The sequence below is a fragment of the Peribacillus sp. NPDC101480 genome (assembly GCF_050277335.1).
Lineage (GTDB): Bacteria > Bacillota > Bacilli > Bacillales > DSM-1321 > Peribacillus.
In genome coordinates this window covers 238,440-256,142 of sequence record NZ_JBNNSB010000005.1, presented here as the reverse complement: position 1 = coordinate 256,142, position 17,703 = coordinate 238,440, and the positions used below count along the sequence as shown (strand labels likewise).

Genomic DNA, 17,703 nt, shown 5'->3' with positions numbered 1-17,703 from the left:
TTTCCATTTTTGAAAATCTCTCTTTCTTCAAAAAAACATTGCGAGGTGCTTGATGAAAATCATAAAAATTTCTTTATACAAAGTTCCGCCCCGCTGGCTGTTTTTAAAAATCGATACGGATGAGGGCATTTCCGGATGGGGAGAGCCTGTCGTGGAAGGCCGTGCTGAAACTGTTAAAGCAGCAGTTAACGAACTGACTGATTATTTGATCGGGAGAAATCCGAACGATATTGAAGATATCTGGCAAACGCTTTATCGAGGTGGATTTTACCGCGGGGGCCCAATTTTAATGAGCGCCATTTCCGGCATTGAGCAGGCACTATGGGATATAAAAGGAAAATACTTCGATATTCCTGTATACCAAATGCTCGGCGGCAAAGCACGTCAAAAAATTAAAGTCTACTCATGGGTCGGAGGAGATAGACCGCTGGATGTAGTTGCTGCCGCAATAGAAAAACAGAAAGAAGGCTTCCTTGCTGTCAAAATGAACGCATCAGAAGAAATGAATTACATAGATAGCTTTTCGAAAGTAGAAGCGGTCATCGAACGCGTTGCTTCAATCAGGGAAGCGGTTGGCAAGGACTTTGGGATCGGTGTGGATTTTCACGGAAGGATTCATAAAACGATGGCAAAGGTGATTGTGAAAGAACTCGAACCATACCGTCCAATGTTCATTGAAGAACCGGTGCTCCCGGAAAACAATGAAGCACTTCGTGAGATTGCCTGGCATACTACGTGTCCGATTGCGACGGGAGAAAGAATGTATACGCGCTGGGGCTTTAAGCAGCTACTTCAAGATGGTTATGTCGATATAATTCAGCCGGATCTGTCTCATACAGGTGGTATTTTAGAAGGGAAAAAAATTGCCGCAATGGCAGAAGCGTATGATGTAGCAATTGCGCCGCACTGCCCGCTCGGTCCGATGACTCTTGCTTCATCCATTCATTTGGACGCAACGACACCGAATTTCATTATTCAGGAGCAAAGCCTTGGTATTCATTACAACGAAGGCATGGACATTCTCGATTATATGAAAAATCCAGAATTATTCGATTATGAAAATGGCTATGTGAACATTCCGGATAAACCTGGTCTTGGAGTGGAAATTGATGAAGAAAAAGTGAAGCAGGCAGCAGAGACCGGACATAATTGGAAAAACCCAATTTGGCGTAATGAAGACGGGAGTATCGCTGAATGGTAATAAAAGGAGGAAAAATAATGGACTTTCATGGCATCGTTCCACCGGTAGTCACCTTATTTGATGAAACTGGGAACTTGGATTTGGAGTTGAACAGAAGGTATATCGACCTATTAATCTCACGGAATATTGACGGTATTTTGTTGATGGGTAGTTCAGGTGAGTTCTCCTCACTTACGACTGAAGAAAGGAAATTATATGTACGCGAAATGTTAAAGCACATTAACGGACGAGTGCCAGTTATGGTCGGAGTCGGGCATACCGCATTAAAAGAGGTGCATGAACTGACTTCTTATGCAGAAGAGCATGGAGCAAACGGCGTTCTCGTAGTAAACCCATATTACTGGAAGCTGTCTGACGAGCAATTATATCGACATTTTTCCAGCGTAGCGAATCATACTAATCTGCAAGTTTTCATTTATAACATCCCGCTCTTGACCGGACAAAATTTATCAATCGAATTGATTAAAAAATTAGCCCAAGATCATTCCAACATAGCAGGTATTAAAGAGACGGTCAGTGATTTCGGGCACCTTCGTCAAGTGCTCGCGGAAGTGAAGAAAGTTCGCAGTGATTTCAAAGTCTTCTCCGCGTTTGACGAGCATTTGCTTCCGGCTCAAATGATTGGTGCAGCTGGAAGCATTAATGGAAGCGCTGTCTTTGCCCCGGAAATATCCGTACATTTATATGAATCGTATCATAAAGGGGATCTCGCTGAAGCCCAGAAAAATCATCAAGTGATTTCAAAACTGATGGATGTGTACAATTACGGTCCGACATTTTTTACAGCCATGAAAGAAGCCGTTCATCAGCGCTGGTTTGACGTTGCGGCTGGACACCGTGCCCCATGCGATGTATACCCTGCTGATTTGAGTGACAAAGTAGCTGCTCTCTTAAAAAATATTGATATGAAAGAAGGCATCCAAAAATGAAAGAATCACGCGACTTGCTCGAACAATTAGGCTACCCATCCACTGATCTTAAAGAACTTCCTACATCAACGAAAACATTTCCGGATGGAGCTCAATACCGCATTGAACTACCAAGTGTAGAAGGTCCAGCTGCCCTAAAAGAAACATTGAAAGAAATTGACCGACTTGGTTTGACTATTCACCGGATATCCCAGGGCAGCGGCATCATGCTTCAAACGGATGAAGAAATTAAAGAAATGTGTGAAATGACAGCAGAGCGCGGCATGGAGCTCAGTTTGTTTGTCGGCCCCAGGGGTTCATGGGATGTCAGTGCGGGACCGCTTACGCCAGGAGGTAAATCTCAGGGAATCCGCCATGAAGGATCGGACCAGCTTGTTTATGCAATGGAAGACTTGAAAAGAGGAGCTGCACTTGGTCTTCGCGGTGCGTTAGTTGCGGATGAAGGACTCCTACTTTTAACGAAAGAAATGAAAAAATACGGACAGCTTCCGGAAGACTTTGTTGTTAAAGTATCAGTTCAAATGGGTTCAGCCAATCCAGTATCCGTTAAATTAATGGAAGACATCGGAGCGGATACCTACAACGTGCCACCTGCATTAACGCTGTCTAAACTTGCAGCGATCCGACAATCAATAAACATTCCAATTGATTTATATGTTGAAGTTCCGGATACCTTTGGAGGCTTTCTTCGCTATTATGAAATACCGGAAATTATCCGTGTATTGGCGCCTGTATACATTAAATTTGGTCTGCGTAATCATCCTGATGTATACCCTTCAGGGAAACAATGGGAAAGTACGAACATCTCACTCGCTCAAGAACGTGTACGCCGTGCCGCAATTGGTATTCAAATGATCGAACGATACTATCCTGAAGCAAAAACATCGAAACTCGGTGCAGAAGGACTGGGAATTGCAAAAATTGAAAAGGCAGCAGCGAAATAGATGTCTGGTATTACAATAAAGGAGTTGAGCCCGAATGACCTTTAAAATATTATTAACGGATTACGAATTTGAACATTTGAAATATGAAGAAGAGATTTTTCAAGAAAGCGGTCTGGATATCAATTTCATCAAAGCGCAATGCAAAACTGAAGAACAAGTTATGGAGCAGGCAAAAGAAGCGGATGCAATTTTAAATCAATATGCTCCTATCTCACGCCGAGTCATTGAGTCGCTTGAAAACACGAAAATCATCTCCCGCTATGGTGTTGGCGTCAATACAATTGATCTCAATGCGGCTAAAGAAAAGGGGATCACTGTCGCCAATGTACCGGATTATGGCATGGAAGAAGTATCGAATCATGCATTGGCACTTTTACTTTCGTCGGCGCGGAAAGTGACACTGTTAAACAAGGAAGTGAAAAAAGGTAACTGGGACTTTAAAGTGTGTGTCCCGATTCACCGTTTTAACGAACAAACGGTTGGGGTTCTCGGCTTTGGCCGGATTCCGCGCCGTTTCATTGAAAAGGTGAAACCGCTCGGCTTTAAAACCGCTGCTTATGACCCTTTCGTATCGGCGGCAGACATGGCTGCTGTCGGGGTTCAAAAAATGGATCTCGACGAAATTATAGGCGAAGCCGATTATTTGTCGATCCATGTGCCCTTAATTGATGATACATACCACCTGATCAATGAGGAGCGCCTTAAACAAATGAAGAGTAACGCGGTCATCATTAACACGGCACGTGGACCGATAATCGATGAAAAAGCACTTTCCTATGCACTTGAAAAAGGGATAATTGCAGGTGCTGCACTTGATGTGACAGAAAATGAGCCGGTCCGAATCGATAGCCCGCTACTCACAATGGACAATGTCATCATTACGCCGCACAGCGCCTGGTATTCTGAGGAAGCGATGGTTGAACTTCGTCAAAAAGCAGCAAGAAATATCGTTCAGGTCTTAAAAGGGGAAAAAACACCATACGCATTAACCTAAGAAAGGGGAAAAATATGAAAATAGCAACTTTTTCCGTGCAAACCGAACAGCACATCGGTCTTGTTAAAGATGATCAAATTATCAGCTTAACGGCCCTCGGTCCAGAAGAATTTCCTGCTTGCATGAAAAAATTTATAGAACGAGGAAGCGAGTTGCGTTCACGTGCTGAACAGTTAATCGAGCAACGGGTAAATGACGATGCAATATTCAAACTGTCAGAAGTAAATATCCTGCCGCCAATCGCAAAGCCGGATAAAATCATTTGCGTAGGACTTAACTATTTTGATCATTGCAAGGAAACCGGGATGGAGCCTCCTGAATCACCGGTCATTTTTTCGAAATATGCTAATGCTATTGCCGGACATAATGATGCGATTGAAATCCCGATTAATTCAACCGAGGTCGACTTTGAAGCAGAGCTTGCGTTTGTCATTGGTAGAGAAGCGAAACATGTGTCAGAAGAAGAGGCGGATGACTACGTCTTTGGCTACACGATTATGAATGATATCAGCGCCCGAGATTTGCAATTTCAGGACGGTCAGTGGTCAAGGGGCAAAACGGCGGATACATTCGCTCCATTTGGTCCTGTTATCGTGACAAAAGATGAAGTGGGTGACCCCCACAATCTAGCGATTTCGCTCGAATTAAACGGTGAAATTATGCAGGATTCAAATACAAGCAACCTAATTTTTACGGTTCCGAAAATCATTTCATTTTTATCACAGTCCATGACGCTAATGCCAGGTGATTTGATTGCAACTGGCACGCCACCAGGCGTTGGAATGGGAAGGAATCCGAAAATCTGGTTGAAAAACGGTGACCGGATGAACGTCAGAATTGAGAAGATCGGTAAGCTTTCTAATCACGTAATAGCATGATAAGAGAAAGAAGATGATGACATGGATGTTGTAACCATCGGAGAAACAATGACAGTGTTTACCCCGAATGAAGAAGGACCGCTTCGCCACGCCAGATCTTTTTCGATGAAGTTTGGCGGTGCGGAATCCAATGTCGCGATCGGGTTAAGCCGACTCGGTCATAGCTCACGCTGGATTAGCCGTCTCGGTGAGGATGAATTTGGCGATGCCATGCAATCGTTCATTCGCGGAGAAGGCGTTGATGTCTCTTATGTAACAAGAGACCCTGATGCGCCTACCGGAGTCTTTTTTAAAGAATTCAGACGGCTGAATGATACTCGAGTTTATTATTACCGGAAAGATTCGGCCGCTAGTAAAATGACGGCGGAATTACTAACTGATCTTGCCATCCAAGACGCCGCTTATCTCCATATTACGGGGATTACCCCTGCACTAGGGAATTCTTGTCAGTCGCTCTTGGATAAAGCGATCCGCATTGCTAAGGAAAACGGAACAAAAATCGTCTTCGATCCGAATATTCGCTTGAAAATATGGGGTGATGAAAATGAAGCACGTCACATCATAACAAAGTACGCCTCGAAAAGTGATATCGTCATGCCTGGGGTGGCCGAAGCCGAATTTTTATTCGGCTCCCATACTCCGGAGAAATTTGCCGATCATTTTCATGAACTCGGTGTCGAAACAGTTTTACTTAAATTGGGCAAAGAAGGCTCTTTAATTTCAGCCCCGTCTGTACCGAAAACATACGTTCCTGGATTCTATGTGGAACGGGTCGTGGATCCCATCGGTGCTGGTGATGCTTTTGCATCCGGTGTACTTTCCGGTCTGCTTGATGGACTGCCGCTAGATGAAGCTGCAAGGCGTGGAAATGCCATGGGAGCAATGGCAACGATGGTAAATGGCGATGTTGAGGGTTTGCCGGCCCGTGCCGACCTCGCTTTGTTCATGAGTGGCGGCGCTGATGATGTGAAGAGGTAGAAAGGTGGAAAAAATGACTAAACTTGAAGAGCTTAAACATGGGAAGCTGGTCGCCGTCATTCGCGGAGCACGCCCCAATCAAATTATACCAATCGCCCGGGCCCTGAAAGAGGGCGGCATCCGAACGCTAGAAATAACAGTGGAAACTCCCAAAGTGTGCCATTTGATTGAAAGAGTGAAAGAGGAGTTCGGTGATGATATCATAGCGGGTGCCGGTACAGTATTGGATCCTGAAACGGCCCGTGCGGTAATAATGGCAGGGGCGGAATTTATCTTTTCTCCAACCGTCAATGTCAAAACGATTAAAATGGCGAAGCGCTATGGCGTTATTAGCATCCCAGGTGCGCTCACACCAACCGAAATATTGACTGCTTACGAGAATGGAGCTGACATCATCAAAGTTTTCCCGGCAGATGCATTGGGTGTTAGTTACTTTAAAAATCTTAAAGGGCCGCTTCCTCACATCCCTCTAATGCCAACTGGCGGTGTCAACCTTGACAACCTCGCTTCGTTTTTTAAGGCAGGGGCCATCGCTGCGGGAGTTGGCGGTTCATTGATCAATCCTGCGAAATTGATTACAGGTGAAGATTACACAAGGCTGACAGAAACGGCAAAAAAATTCTCGGCTATCGTACAAAAAAGCTAATGCAGTCCGACGCTTATATTCATATCAATTCAATAATCGCTGGAAATGAAAGTATGACTGTATGTTTTTTCCTCCATTCCTACCAATTTGATGTATCCGTTAAATTTCCATCAAGGGTGGCATTGCTGATGGACAGTAGATAAATTAAAGACAAACCAGAAAGGGGAAAAGTGCTATGTTACTAGAAAAGTACAGTAATCTGCAGGGTATTCTCCAAAAAATGGAGTCGGTTGTGGTCGCTTTTTCAGGAGGGGTGGATAGCACGTTTTTGCTAAAAGTCGCTATTGATACTCTGGGTTATGATAATGTGTTAGCCATTACAGCAGATTCGGAAACCTATCCGTCGAGTGAATTGAATGAAGCCATTATGCTAACAAAATGGATTGGTGCCAACCATCGTGTCATTCAAACTTCGGAGTTGGCCATTCCTGGATATAAAGAAAACAATCAGAATCGCTGTTACTTTTGTAAAAGTAGTTTATTTGACCATCTGCTTCCTATTCTTGAAGAATATGAATTTAATAATATTATTTATGGAGTTATCGCTGATGATGCTAACGAATTTCGTCCAGGCATGAAAGCAGCTAAAGAAAAAGGAATCAAGGGACCTCTTCTAGAAGCCGATTTATACAAAGAAGAAATAAGAGTATTGTCCAAGCAAGCCGGATTGCCAACCTGGGATAAACCGTCATTTGCTTGCCTATCCTCACGAATAGCATATGGCGATATCATTACGAAGGAAAAATTGACCAAAGTTGATAAATCAGAGGCTTACATAAAATCACTGGATATTCATCAGGTAAGAGTCAGGACCCATGAGGATACTGCCCGAATTGAAGTTGAACCCGATGATATGCCGCGAGTGCTTCAATACCATGCGGCGATCACGAAACGGCTGAAGCAATTTGGTTATAAGTATGTATCAATGGATCTCACGGGCTATACAAGCGGAAGTATGAATATGGCGCTTAAAAAGGAAGAAATGTTATGATTGACGATATTTTGGAGCAGGTTCAAAAGGGTTCATTGACAGTTGCGGAAGCGAAGGGAAAACTTGCATCCTATGAAAATTTAGGGTTTGTAAAAATCGATCATCATCGTAAAAGGAGACAAGGCTTTCCCGAAATTGTGTTTGGGGAAGGGAAAACAGCTGAACAAATTTTAACGATTGTCCAATCGCTGCGGACAAGGAATGATTCTGTGCTTGTGACTCGTATTTCTCGGGAAAAAGCGGTATTTGTACAAAAAGAATGTAGTGATTTTGAGTATAACGAGATTGCACGGACACTTGCTTGGGTTAAAGAAAAGCCGAAATCCGTTGATTCATATATTGCAATTGTGTGCGCCGGGACATCAGATTTGTCCGTTGCTGAAGAAGCTGCCGTGACGGCCGAAACTCTAGGTATTCCAGTCAGGCGTATATACGATGTAGGTGTTGCTGGACTGCACCGCCTTCTTGATAATATTGACGAGATACGAGGGGCTACGGTATCAGTTTGTGTTGCGGGGATGGAAGGGGCACTTCCAAGTGTGTTAGGAGGCCTTGTCACGAATCCAATTATTGCTGTGCCGACAAGTATTGGTTACGGTGCTAATTTTAACGGTTTATCGGCACTTTTATCGATGCTTAATTCATGCGCATCGGGTGTAAGTGTGGTGAACATAGATAATGGATTTGGTGCAGCCTACAATGCAGCCATTATATACAAACTCGTACATAAAAAGGAGGTCAATAGTGATGAGGACTTTATATTTTGACTGCTTTTCCGGCATAAGCGGAGATATGGTTATTGGTGCGTTGATTGATGCAGGTGCAGACCCTGTACAAATGGAAGAAGAGTTAAAAAAGCTGAACATAGATGAAGAATATAATCTGTCATGGGTGAAGGTCGTCAAAAATGGCATTACAAGTACTAAATTTGATGTCTTTCTTACCAGTAAATCAGAGCAAACACATGAACACAGCCACAGCCATGGACAAGAACACCGTCATGGACATGAACAAAGTCATGGACACAGTCACAGTCATGGACAAGAACACAGTCATGGACATGAGCACAACCATGGACAAGAACACAACCATAGCCATGAACATGAACAAAGTCATGGACATGAACACAACCATAGCCATGTACCTCACAACCATCACGGCAGCCGTACCTACAAACAAATTGTAGAAGCTATCAATGAGGCGAACTTTAATGAATCGGTAACAAACATGTCACTCGCCATTTTTAAGAAGATTGGTGAGGCGGAAGGGCACATACACGGGCTTCCTCTTGATAAAGTTCACTTTCACGAGGTGGGAGCGGTAGACTCAATAATAGATATAATCGGGGCTGCAATTTTAATCGATCAGCTAGGTATTGAATCTGTTCAGTCATCAGCCATTCCAACGGGATTTGGACATATACATATTGATCACGGAATATATCCTGTTCCTGCACCTGCCACTCTTGAAATATTAAAGGGGGTACCGATTGCCTCAAACGATATTCGTTCTGAATTAGCAACGCCGACCGGTGCTGCCATCGCTGCTGTTTTAGCTGAAAATTTCGGCTCGCTTCCACCCATGACTGTCGAATCGATTGGCTATGGTGCGGGAAAAAAAACATTCGAAAATCATCCGAACGTCCTACGCATTATTATAGGGGAGATCCAATGAAGCGCCCACCTGATCATGAGCATCTTGATGAACAAATGGTGAAAATGGAAGTGAATCTAGATGATATTTCCGGTGAATGGCTTGGGCATGTAATGGATTTGTTGTTTGAATCAGGAGCAAATGATGTATTTTATACACCAATCTTTATGAAAAAAAATCGACCGGGGGTGTTATTGCAACTTCTCTGTTCACAGCAGGTGATTTCGAAAATGAAGAAGATATTATTTGCTGAAACGACGACTCTCGGTATTCGCTACTACCCTCTTACCGTGCACCGGCTTGAGCGCTCTTTTTTCAATGTGAATACTCAATGGGGGGAAGTGACGATGAAGAGAGGGATTCATGAGGGGTTGACCTTGCAGCAGGCACCTGAATATGAAGATTGCCGTAAAATTGCCGTACAGAACAATATACCTCTTAAAAGGGTGTATGAAGAAGTATGGAAGTGTCTCGGGGAGGTGGTAGAGAAATGAGTTTGGTGTCGATTCTTACATTTGGATTCATATTAGGGATAAAGCATTCGTTAGAGCCGGATCATGTTATTGCGGTAGCAACCACGGCAGGAAATGCGAAAAAATTATCGCGTTCCACTCTAACGGGGGTGTATTGGGGTATAGGACATACATGTACGCTGTTTCTTATAGGTATGATGTTCATTTGGATGAAAGGGGAGATTCCAGAGTCGTTAAGCATGACGCTGGAATTCGGTGTTGGCATTATGCTTGTTATGCTAGGGGCGAAAAGTTTATTTAAAGCTAGCCCTAATATCACGAACGACAAAGATAGATTTCGCCCTTTTTTGGTGTCTGCTTTAATTGGGTTCGTCCATGGTCTCGCGGGCAGTGCCGCAATGGTCATTCTAACGATGTCGACAGTAACCGGAATAGGCCAAGGGTCCATCTATATAATAATATTTGGCGCGGGAACCATTATTGGCATGCTGTGCTTTACAACTTTACTAGGCATACCGTTTGCTTTGAATCGAAAGGACATCGTTTTAAACCGAATCTTCATCAAGCTGGCGGGAGCTTTAAGTTTTTCATTCGGACTTTATTATATATACAAATTGGGTGTAACAGAAGGTTTGTTTGCGCTCTGGGCTAATTGATTTATTTTATAAGCATGACTGAAATCTCAGGCTGTCTGTAACCCATGGACAGTCTCTTTTATTTTTATTAATTCATCAAAACCAATATTAAGTAGACAATATGTCTTCTAGGAGGTTTCTCAGAAAGAAAACTGACAAAAAGGCTTGTTTTAATGGGCACACTTCAATGGACATGTCCAAGCAAATTTCCGGGGTATATTGTAACGGATATGAACCTCCAATTATTATTCTGCAATTATTTGTAGTTGGAAGAAGGGATGGACAATAAAAATAAGACCCCATGACACTGCTAAGCCATTTTTTTAAGAATGGCAGTGTCGTAGGATCTGTTAGTATTTTTATATAGAAAGTCACGAAATCTAGGTTTTGCTGTAGCCGTTAGGCAGAAATGCGTTTATTTTTCCGTTGAAGAATCCATATTTCTATTGCACCGGAGCCAAGCAATACTCCTGAAACAATGAATATAAGTCCAATGAAATGTGCAGGAACTATGGCTTCATTAAGGAAAAATGCTGCCCCTAACAAAGAGAATAAGGTGTTTAAGTTAAGAAATATCGATGATTCGGCTGCGCCTACCTTACCAATGGCATAATTATAGCTCATGTGCCCAAGGGCAGTGGCAAAAATAGCGGAGAACAAGAAAGCTCCCCAGATGGATGGCGGTGCCGTTGCCAGTGAAGATAAGCCCTCTGGTTCCTTCCATAAGCTGATGGCAAAAAGAATAAAAGACCCGATAAGCATCATGTAGCCGGTTAATAATCGTGGATCCATTGTTTTTGAGGCTCTATTAATGAGTATGAAACTCAGTGCCTGTGAAAGAATGGAAAGGAGAATATCCACATCTCCCAGATTAATGGAATGAAGTCCTCCACTTCCTGCCATAACGGTAAAACTCACGCCCAGAGCACCGCATATAAAGCCAAGAAGCCGGATTAAAGTGGGCTTTTTACGAAAGAATATCATGGTCAAGATGACAGTCAATATTGGCCCCATGCCCAGAATCAGTCCAGCATTCGAGGCTGAAGTCTTCGTCAATCCCTCAGCTAAAAAATAATGATGAAAAACGACACTCAAAAGTGCTCCTCCAAAAACGTAAAGAAGTTCACTTTTTTTAGGAAGACGTATTAATCCAAAGAAGAAAAGAATAATAATGACGATAAGAGAAGCAGTAAAAATTCTCAATGAAGTGATCGTTACTGGCTGCGTATACGCAACTAAAATTTTAATAACTGAGACATTTAACCCCCACGTGATCATTATTCCGGTAAGTAAGATGTATATTTTCAAAAAACTCATTCCAAACAACCTTTCAAACTTATTTAATAATTGATATATTATACAACTTTCACTAAATTAATAGCAAAGAGTAAAATTTGATTAAAAGCCCAAGGATGAAAAATCAGAAGCTCTTAATCATTAAAAAAAGAGGGAAGAAATAACCCCTTTCACTTTACCTTAATATGGTTTTTTATCATAAATTTAGCTGAAATATTATCAAATAAAAATAAAATTACAAATTATCTAACTTTTCTATTGTTTTTGGTAGGGTTTTCATTTACAATTTCCTTATGATTTACCAAACCGGTTTAGTAATTAACTAAATCGATTTAGCAATATAGCTTAATGAAAGTGATATGATCAAATGTTTTTCTTTTTATTTGTGATTGTTCGAAAGAAGGGGGTACTGTATTGTCATCAAAATATGGTGTTTTAACGCTGGGCGACGCCATGATTACGCTAAATCCGGAAGAAACAGGACCTTTAAGATTCGTAACCCGTTTTGAGCGAAAAGTAGGAGGCGCAGAACTGAATTTTGCAATTGGCTGTGCAAGGCTAGGCATGCGGGCAAAATGGATAAGTCGTTTAGGCAAGGACGAGTTCGGCAGAGTTATCTATAATTTCGCTCGTGGGGAAGGCGTGGACATGAGTGATGTTGCCTTTGTAAATGGTTATCCAACATCCCTTAACTTTAAAGAAATCCGGGAAGATGGTTCCGGAAAGACATTTTATTACCGCTATCAATCTCCGATTTTAACTTTAAAACCGGAAGATATAACAGAAAAGATGTTTGAAGAGATTGATATAGTCCATCTTACTGGAGTATTTCTGGCTATAGATCCCCAAAATGTGGATATTGCCAAGAGGGTAATGGACATTGCAAAACAAAAAAATATACCTATTTCCTTTGATCCGAATATCCGCTTAAAGCTATGGTCAATCGAGGAAGCAAGATCAGTTTATTATGATATTTTTCCATATGTTGATATTTTGCTTACAGGTTTGGATGAAATAAGATTGATCATCGGAACTGACTCAAAAGAATCTTTGGCAAAATTCGCGAAGGTGAATGACATTGATCAACTTGTCATCAAGGACGGGAAACATGGTTCAAAACTATATACCAAAAATGAATGGCATGAAAAAGAAGCCTTCCCTGTTATACCCCTGGACACTGTTGGAGCGGGAGATGGTTATGATGCCGGCTATATTTACGGATATCTTCATGGCTTATCCATTGATGAAAGATTAACATTCGCAAATGGTGTAGGAGCTCTTGTCACAACTGTGGCTGGGGACAATGAAGGATTACCGTATTTGGATGAAGTAATGCCTTTCATACAGAATGAGGCCGTTATAGAAAGATAGATGACTGAAAGAAACGAGGGAATGAAATGGCAACAGTAACGATTCAAGCGGAGGAAGCAAAACGATTAGTAATACAACAGCTGACCAAAGTGGGTTTAAATGAAGAAAATGCCGGGAAAATCGCGGAAGTATTGGTTCATGCCGATCTTAGAAATGTCAATTCCCATGGTGTTTTACGAACAGAGCATTATGTGAACCGTTTACAGGCAGGAGGAATAAATCCCGATGCACAGATTTCCTTTCAAAAGACAGGACCCGTTACCGGTGTAGTTGATGGAGATGATGGATTTGGTCATGTGATCAGCGACGTGGCCATGGACCATGCGATCGAAATGGCCAGAGATAATGGCGTGGGCATGGTGACTGTTTTTAATAGCAGCCATTGCGGAGCACTAAGCTATTTCGTTCAAAAAGCAGCTGAAGCAAAGTTGATTGGAATCGCAATGTCACATACCGATAAAATTGTGGTCCCATTCGGAGGGAAAACTTCTTTTCTTGGTACCAACCCAATCGCATACGGAGTTCCTGCCAAAACGAAGAAACCCTTTATTCTTGATATGGCAACTTCCAATGTTGCACTGGGGAAAATCCTCCAGGCACGGGAAGAGGGAAAGGAAATCCCTGAAGGATGGGGAGTGGATGAAAATGGAGCTACGGTCACAGACCCGAATAAAGTCGTTTCCCTTTCCACTTTCGGAGGCCCGAAAGGTTATGGCCTATCCGTAATTGTAGATGTGTTTTCTGGATTATTGGCCGGTGCGGCATTTGGCCCGCACATTGGGAAAATGTATGACGATCTTGATAAGAAACGGAAGCTGGGACATTATTTTTGTGTAATTAATCCTTCGTTCTTTACGGATACTGATATATTTCTAGAGCAAATGGATCAAATGATCGAAGAGCTGCAACAGGTTGAACCTGCTCCAGGGTTCGATCGCGTATATGTACCGGGTGAGATCGAACAAATCAATGAAGAAAAAAACCTGAAACAAGGTATTACGATAGCATCAAGTGTTTATGAATTTCTTACAAAGTAGGTGGGGAAATGAAAGCGGTTCAAGTACGTAAAGCTCATGAACTTAACATTCAAGAAGTTGAAAAACCACGGATTTCGAACTCGACGGATGTCCTTGTAAAAGTAAAAAGAGTCGGGATTTGCGGATCGGATATGCATATTTACCATGGCACCAATCCTCTTGCAACTTTGCCGCGGGTCGTTGGACATGAAGTAGCGGGAGAAGTTGTGGAGATAGGTCAAGGCGTCGCGGGCATAAAAGTTGGGGACCACGTTGTTATTGAGCCCATCAGTTATTGCGGTGAGTGTTACGCTTGCCGCAAAGGACGCCAAAATGTTTGTGAAAAACTTTCCGTTTTTGGCGTGCATGAAGATGGTGGGTTGAGGGAATGGTTCGTCCTTCCCGAGAAACAATTACATGTTGTGGATTCCGCTTTAGCTTGGGATGAAATAGTATTGGCGGAGCCATACACAATTGGAGCACAGGCCGTTTGGAGAGGCGAAGTCGAGGAAGGGGAAACCGTGCTAATCCAGGGAGCTGGACCTATTGGGATATGCATTTTAAAGATGGCAAAGCTTCAAGGAGCATCTGTGATGATCACGGATTTAAGTGATGAGCGTTTGGAATTCGCTAAAGAAAGCGGCGCTGATATCACTGTACATGCGGGAAAGGAAGATGTTCAAAAACGAGTGGAAGAATGGACGAATGGGGAAGGGGCCAACGTCGTCATTGATGCAGTATGCTTACCGATGACCTTTGAATTGTCCTTTGATGTAGTGTCAACGGCCGGGCGGATTGTCGTACTCGGTTTTGATGAACGTCCTTCAGCTATTTCCCAGCTTCCAATCACTAAAAAGGAAGTATCTGTGAAAGGATCTAGATTGCAAACCGACCAGTTTCCAAAAGTGGTTAAGCTTTTGAATGAAGGCAAACTCAGACATGAAGGTTTAGTCACCCATACATTTTCGCTCGATGATATCCAGGAAGCATTTAATTTTGTTGAAAATCATCCCGAACAAGTTCGAAAAGCGATCATCGTTTTTAATTAAGGGGGTAGGAGTCATGGATAAACACTCAATCATACATCAAATAACGGAAACGAAAGTTGTAGCTGTTATCCGGGGACAGGATGCAAAAGAAGCGGTACAGCTGTCTAACGCAGCTGTAGAAGGAGGTGTTCGGGCAATCGAATTGACTTATACAACACCGGGAATTGAAGAAGCTTTCAAAGAACTGCAAAATACGGAAGCACTCTTAGGGGCAGGCTCGGTACTTGATTCTGAAACGGCACGACATGCGATTTTAGCTGGCGCCAATTTTATCGTCAGTCCCTATTTTGTCAATGGAGTAGCCGAACTATGTAATCGATACGGCATTCCCTATATGCCTGGTTGCATGACAATTAGAGAAATGGCTACATCATTGGAAGCAGGTTGTGATGTTTTAAAGTTATTTCCGGCAAACCATTTCGAACCTTCTTTCATCAAGTCGGTTAATGGACCACTGCCCAATGTAAGGATCATGCCAACAGGCGGAATAAATTTAGATAACATGAAGGACTGGCTTAATGCAGGCGCGGTAGCAATCGGTATCGGCAGTGACTTGAACAAAGCCTATCAGAATGGCGGCTATGAGGCCGCAGTGGAGTTAAGCAGAAAATACATGCAGAAAATTGCGGAATGACGGAGGTGCATGATGAACATTACATTTAGATGGTACGGGAAAGACAATGATACCGTTTCATTGGAGCACATTAAACAGATTCCTGGAGTGAAAGGGATCGTCTGGGCACTTCACCAAAAACCTGTTGGTGAGGTATGGGAAAAGGAAGAAATTAAAAAAGAAATCGAGTATATCCAATCATTTGGTTTTCACACGGATGTCGTAGAAAGTGTAAATGTCCATGAATCGATTAAATTGGGTAACGAAGATCGCATGATATATATAGAGAAATACAAAGAGACGATCCGGAATCTTTCGGAAGCTGGAGTGAAAGTCATTTGTTATAACTTCATGCCGATTTTTGATTGGACTCGGACTGAAATGTTCCATCCTTTGGAAGATGGCTCAACTGCCCTGTTTTATGAAAAGGCGAAAGTGGATACGTTAGATCCACAAGATTTAATTCGTACGGTAACGGAAGCCTCAGATTTAACTTTACCAGGTTGGGAACCAGAAAAGATGGATCAAATCTCTGAATTATTCGAAGCTTACAAAACTGTGGACGAAGAGCAGCTGTGGGCGAATCTTGAAATATTCCTAAAAGAAATATTACCTGTTGCCGAGGCTTGCGGTATAAAAATGGCAATACACCCGGATGATCCGCCATGGTCCATTTTTGGCTTGCCAAGAATCATCACCGGAGAGTCGAGCTATGAAAAACTGATCTCGATTTCGGATTCACCGTCGAATGCGTTCACCATGTGTACAGGCTCGATGGGGGCAAACCCTGAAAATGATATGGTCCAAGTGGCTAAAAAGTATGCAAACCGTTCGCCTTTCTCCCATATAAGAAATGTGAAGATTTATGAAAATGGCGACTTTGTGGAAACATCCCATCATACCCAGGATGGATCCATCAATATACAGGGCGTCGTGGAAGAATTGAATAAGCAAAATTATACTGGTTATGTCAGACCGGATCATGGCCGCCATATATGGGGTGAAGATTGCCGCCCTGGATACGGTTTATATGACCGAGCATTGGGAATCATGTATTTGCTCGGATTATGGGATGCATATGAAGCTGGTAAATCAGGTGGGGAATCATGATCCCCATACATGAAAACTTAACGAACAGGGTGGCAGTCATCACTGGGGGCAGCGGTGTTTTATGTTCCAAAATGGCTGTGGAATTGGCCCGTCATGGTGTCAAGATAGCTATATTGAACAGAACGGCAGAAAAAGGTCAAGAAGTGGTCGAACTCATTGAACAAGCAGGGGGAACTGCGATATCAATCGCGGCAGATGTTTTGAATAGAACCTCATTGGAGGATGCAAGAGGGAAAATAATTGATACGTTCGGAAGAGTGGATCTATTAATAAATGGAGCGGGTGGCAATCATCCTGATGCCATTACTTCTCCAGAGAAATATGGGGAAGAAGCAGAAGGAAAATCATTTTTTGATCTGGATGAGGATGGTTTCTCCCAAGTTTTTGCCAGTAATTTTACCGGTACATTTTTGGCAAGTCAGGTTTTTGGAAAAGAATTATTGCAAGTGGAAGCACCAGTTATCGTAAATATATCTTCCATGAGCGCCTACGCTCCAATGACTAAAGTACCAGCATATAGTGCCGCCAAAGCTTCGATAAATAATTTTACCATGTGGATGGCTGTTCATTTTGCCGAAGAAGGTTTACGGGTGAATGCCATTGCTCCAGGTTTCTTTTTGACGAAGCAAAATCGGGATCTTTTGCTTAATGAAGATGGCAGTCTGACGGCAAGGTCTGATAAAATCATTACTTCAACACCCATGAAGCGTTTCGGGCAGCCTGAAGATTTACTTGGTACATTGCTTTGGCTCGTTGATGAATCCTATTCGGGCTTTGTCACAGGAATTACGGTACCGGTCGATGGGGGCTTCATGGCATATTCGGGCGTCTGAAGCCAGGTCCAATAAAAAGGCGAACAAGTTAAGATTTAAATTAGTTCAACGGGTTGGGAAATTGTCTATTTACTGCATCAGATGGTGATTGTA

The 17,703-nt window shown here is 42.6% G+C and carries 19 protein-coding genes; 18 read left to right on the top strand and 1 reads right to left on the bottom strand.

What is annotated here, in order from left to right:
* Positions 1-52 precede the first annotated feature (52 nt).
* The 12 genes from dgoD (at position 53) to ACQKMF_RS18270 (ending at position 10,343) form a co-directional block, all read left to right on the top strand.
* Complete coding sequence (gene dgoD / locus ACQKMF_RS18325) at positions 53-1,201, top strand: galactonate dehydratase (RefSeq protein ID WP_402937250.1); 1,149 nt, start codon at positions 53-55, stop codon at positions 1,199-1,201.
* Between the two features lie 17 nt (positions 1,202-1,218).
* A complete protein-coding gene (locus ACQKMF_RS18320) occupies positions 1,219-2,130 on the top strand; it encodes a dihydrodipicolinate synthase family protein (protein ID WP_101225465.1) in 912 nt (303 codons plus the stop codon).
* Positions 2,127-3,074, top strand: a complete 948-nt coding sequence (locus ACQKMF_RS18315) for a U32 family peptidase (protein ID WP_230175867.1) — start codon at positions 2,127-2,129, stop codon at positions 3,072-3,074. Before ACQKMF_RS18320 ends, ACQKMF_RS18315 begins: the two co-directional genes overlap by 4 nt.
* Positions 3,075-3,108: 34 nt before the next feature.
* Positions 3,109-4,068: a C-terminal binding protein gene (locus ACQKMF_RS18310; protein WP_402937247.1), complete on the top strand. Its 960-nt coding sequence runs from the start codon at positions 3,109-3,111 to the stop codon at positions 4,066-4,068.
* Between the two features lie 14 nt (positions 4,069-4,082).
* Positions 4,083-4,946, top strand: coding sequence for a fumarylacetoacetate hydrolase family protein (locus tag ACQKMF_RS18305; protein ID WP_402937245.1), 864 nt, complete (start codon positions 4,083-4,085; stop codon positions 4,944-4,946).
* Between the two features lie 21 nt (positions 4,947-4,967).
* The gene (locus tag ACQKMF_RS18300; RefSeq protein ID WP_101225461.1) at positions 4,968-5,924 is read left to right on the top strand and encodes a sugar kinase; all 957 of its coding nucleotides are present in this window, start codon (positions 4,968-4,970) and stop codon (positions 5,922-5,924) included.
* Between the two features lie 13 nt (positions 5,925-5,937).
* Positions 5,938-6,570: a bifunctional 4-hydroxy-2-oxoglutarate aldolase/2-dehydro-3-deoxy-phosphogluconate aldolase gene (locus ACQKMF_RS18295; RefSeq protein ID WP_101225487.1), complete on the top strand. Its 633-nt coding sequence runs from the start codon at positions 5,938-5,940 to the stop codon at positions 6,568-6,570.
* Positions 6,571-6,745: 175 nt separating this feature from the next.
* A complete protein-coding gene (larE, locus tag ACQKMF_RS18290) occupies positions 6,746-7,561 on the top strand; it encodes an ATP-dependent sacrificial sulfur transferase LarE (protein WP_402937243.1) in 816 nt (271 codons plus the stop codon).
* Positions 7,558-8,328, top strand: coding sequence for a nickel pincer cofactor biosynthesis protein LarB (gene larB / locus ACQKMF_RS18285; protein ID WP_101225459.1), 771 nt, complete (start codon positions 7,558-7,560; stop codon positions 8,326-8,328). The genes larE and larB overlap by 4 nt, the downstream gene beginning before the upstream one ends.
* The gene (gene larC / locus ACQKMF_RS18280; RefSeq protein ID WP_402937241.1) at positions 8,309-9,235 is read left to right on the top strand and encodes a LarC family nickel insertion protein; all 927 of its coding nucleotides are present in this window, start codon (positions 8,309-8,311) and stop codon (positions 9,233-9,235) included. The genes larB and larC (ACQKMF_RS18280) overlap by 20 nt, the downstream gene beginning before the upstream one ends.
* Positions 9,232-9,708, top strand: coding sequence for a nickel insertion protein (gene larC, locus ACQKMF_RS18275; RefSeq protein WP_137017611.1), 477 nt, complete (start codon positions 9,232-9,234; stop codon positions 9,706-9,708). The genes larC (ACQKMF_RS18280) and larC (ACQKMF_RS18275) overlap by 4 nt, the downstream gene beginning before the upstream one ends.
* Positions 9,705-10,343, top strand: coding sequence for an urease accessory protein UreH (locus ACQKMF_RS18270; protein WP_427574366.1), 639 nt, complete (start codon positions 9,705-9,707; stop codon positions 10,341-10,343). The genes larC (ACQKMF_RS18275) and ACQKMF_RS18270 overlap by 4 nt, the downstream gene beginning before the upstream one ends.
* Positions 10,344-10,721: 378 nt before the next feature.
* On the opposite strand, the gene ACQKMF_RS18265 is transcribed toward ACQKMF_RS18270, so the two are convergent.
* The gene (locus ACQKMF_RS18265; RefSeq protein ID WP_427574364.1) at positions 10,722-11,639 is read right to left on the bottom strand and encodes a DMT family transporter; all 918 of its coding nucleotides are present in this window, start codon (positions 11,637-11,639) and stop codon (positions 10,722-10,724) included.
* A 393-nt stretch (positions 11,640-12,032) separates the two neighbouring features.
* Between ACQKMF_RS18265 and ACQKMF_RS18260 the strand changes: the two genes are divergently transcribed.
* The 6 genes from ACQKMF_RS18260 to ACQKMF_RS18235 are packed head-to-tail and all read left to right on the top strand — an operon-like array spanning position 12,033 to position 17,610.
* Positions 12,033-12,989: a sugar kinase gene (locus ACQKMF_RS18260; protein WP_427574362.1), complete on the top strand. Its 957-nt coding sequence runs from the start codon at positions 12,033-12,035 to the stop codon at positions 12,987-12,989.
* A gap of 26 nt (positions 12,990-13,015) precedes the next feature.
* On the top strand, positions 13,016-14,026 hold the full coding sequence (gene allD / locus ACQKMF_RS18255) for an ureidoglycolate dehydrogenase (RefSeq protein ID WP_101225453.1): 1,011 nt from the start codon (positions 13,016-13,018) through the stop codon (positions 14,024-14,026).
* A gap of 8 nt (positions 14,027-14,034) precedes the next feature.
* On the top strand, positions 14,035-15,054 hold the full coding sequence (locus tag ACQKMF_RS18250) for a zinc-binding alcohol dehydrogenase family protein (RefSeq protein ID WP_402937233.1): 1,020 nt from the start codon (positions 14,035-14,037) through the stop codon (positions 15,052-15,054).
* Between the two features lie 13 nt (positions 15,055-15,067).
* Complete coding sequence (locus ACQKMF_RS18245) at positions 15,068-15,688, top strand: bifunctional 2-keto-4-hydroxyglutarate aldolase/2-keto-3-deoxy-6-phosphogluconate aldolase (protein WP_101225451.1); 621 nt, start codon at positions 15,068-15,070, stop codon at positions 15,686-15,688.
* 12 nt (positions 15,689-15,700) lie between these two features.
* On the top strand, positions 15,701-16,777 hold the full coding sequence (uxuA, locus tag ACQKMF_RS18240) for a mannonate dehydratase (protein ID WP_101225450.1): 1,077 nt from the start codon (positions 15,701-15,703) through the stop codon (positions 16,775-16,777).
* Positions 16,774-17,610, top strand: a complete 837-nt coding sequence (locus ACQKMF_RS18235) for an SDR family oxidoreductase (RefSeq protein WP_402937231.1) — start codon at positions 16,774-16,776, stop codon at positions 17,608-17,610. The genes uxuA and ACQKMF_RS18235 overlap by 4 nt, the downstream gene beginning before the upstream one ends.
* Positions 17,611-17,703 lie beyond the last annotated feature (93 nt).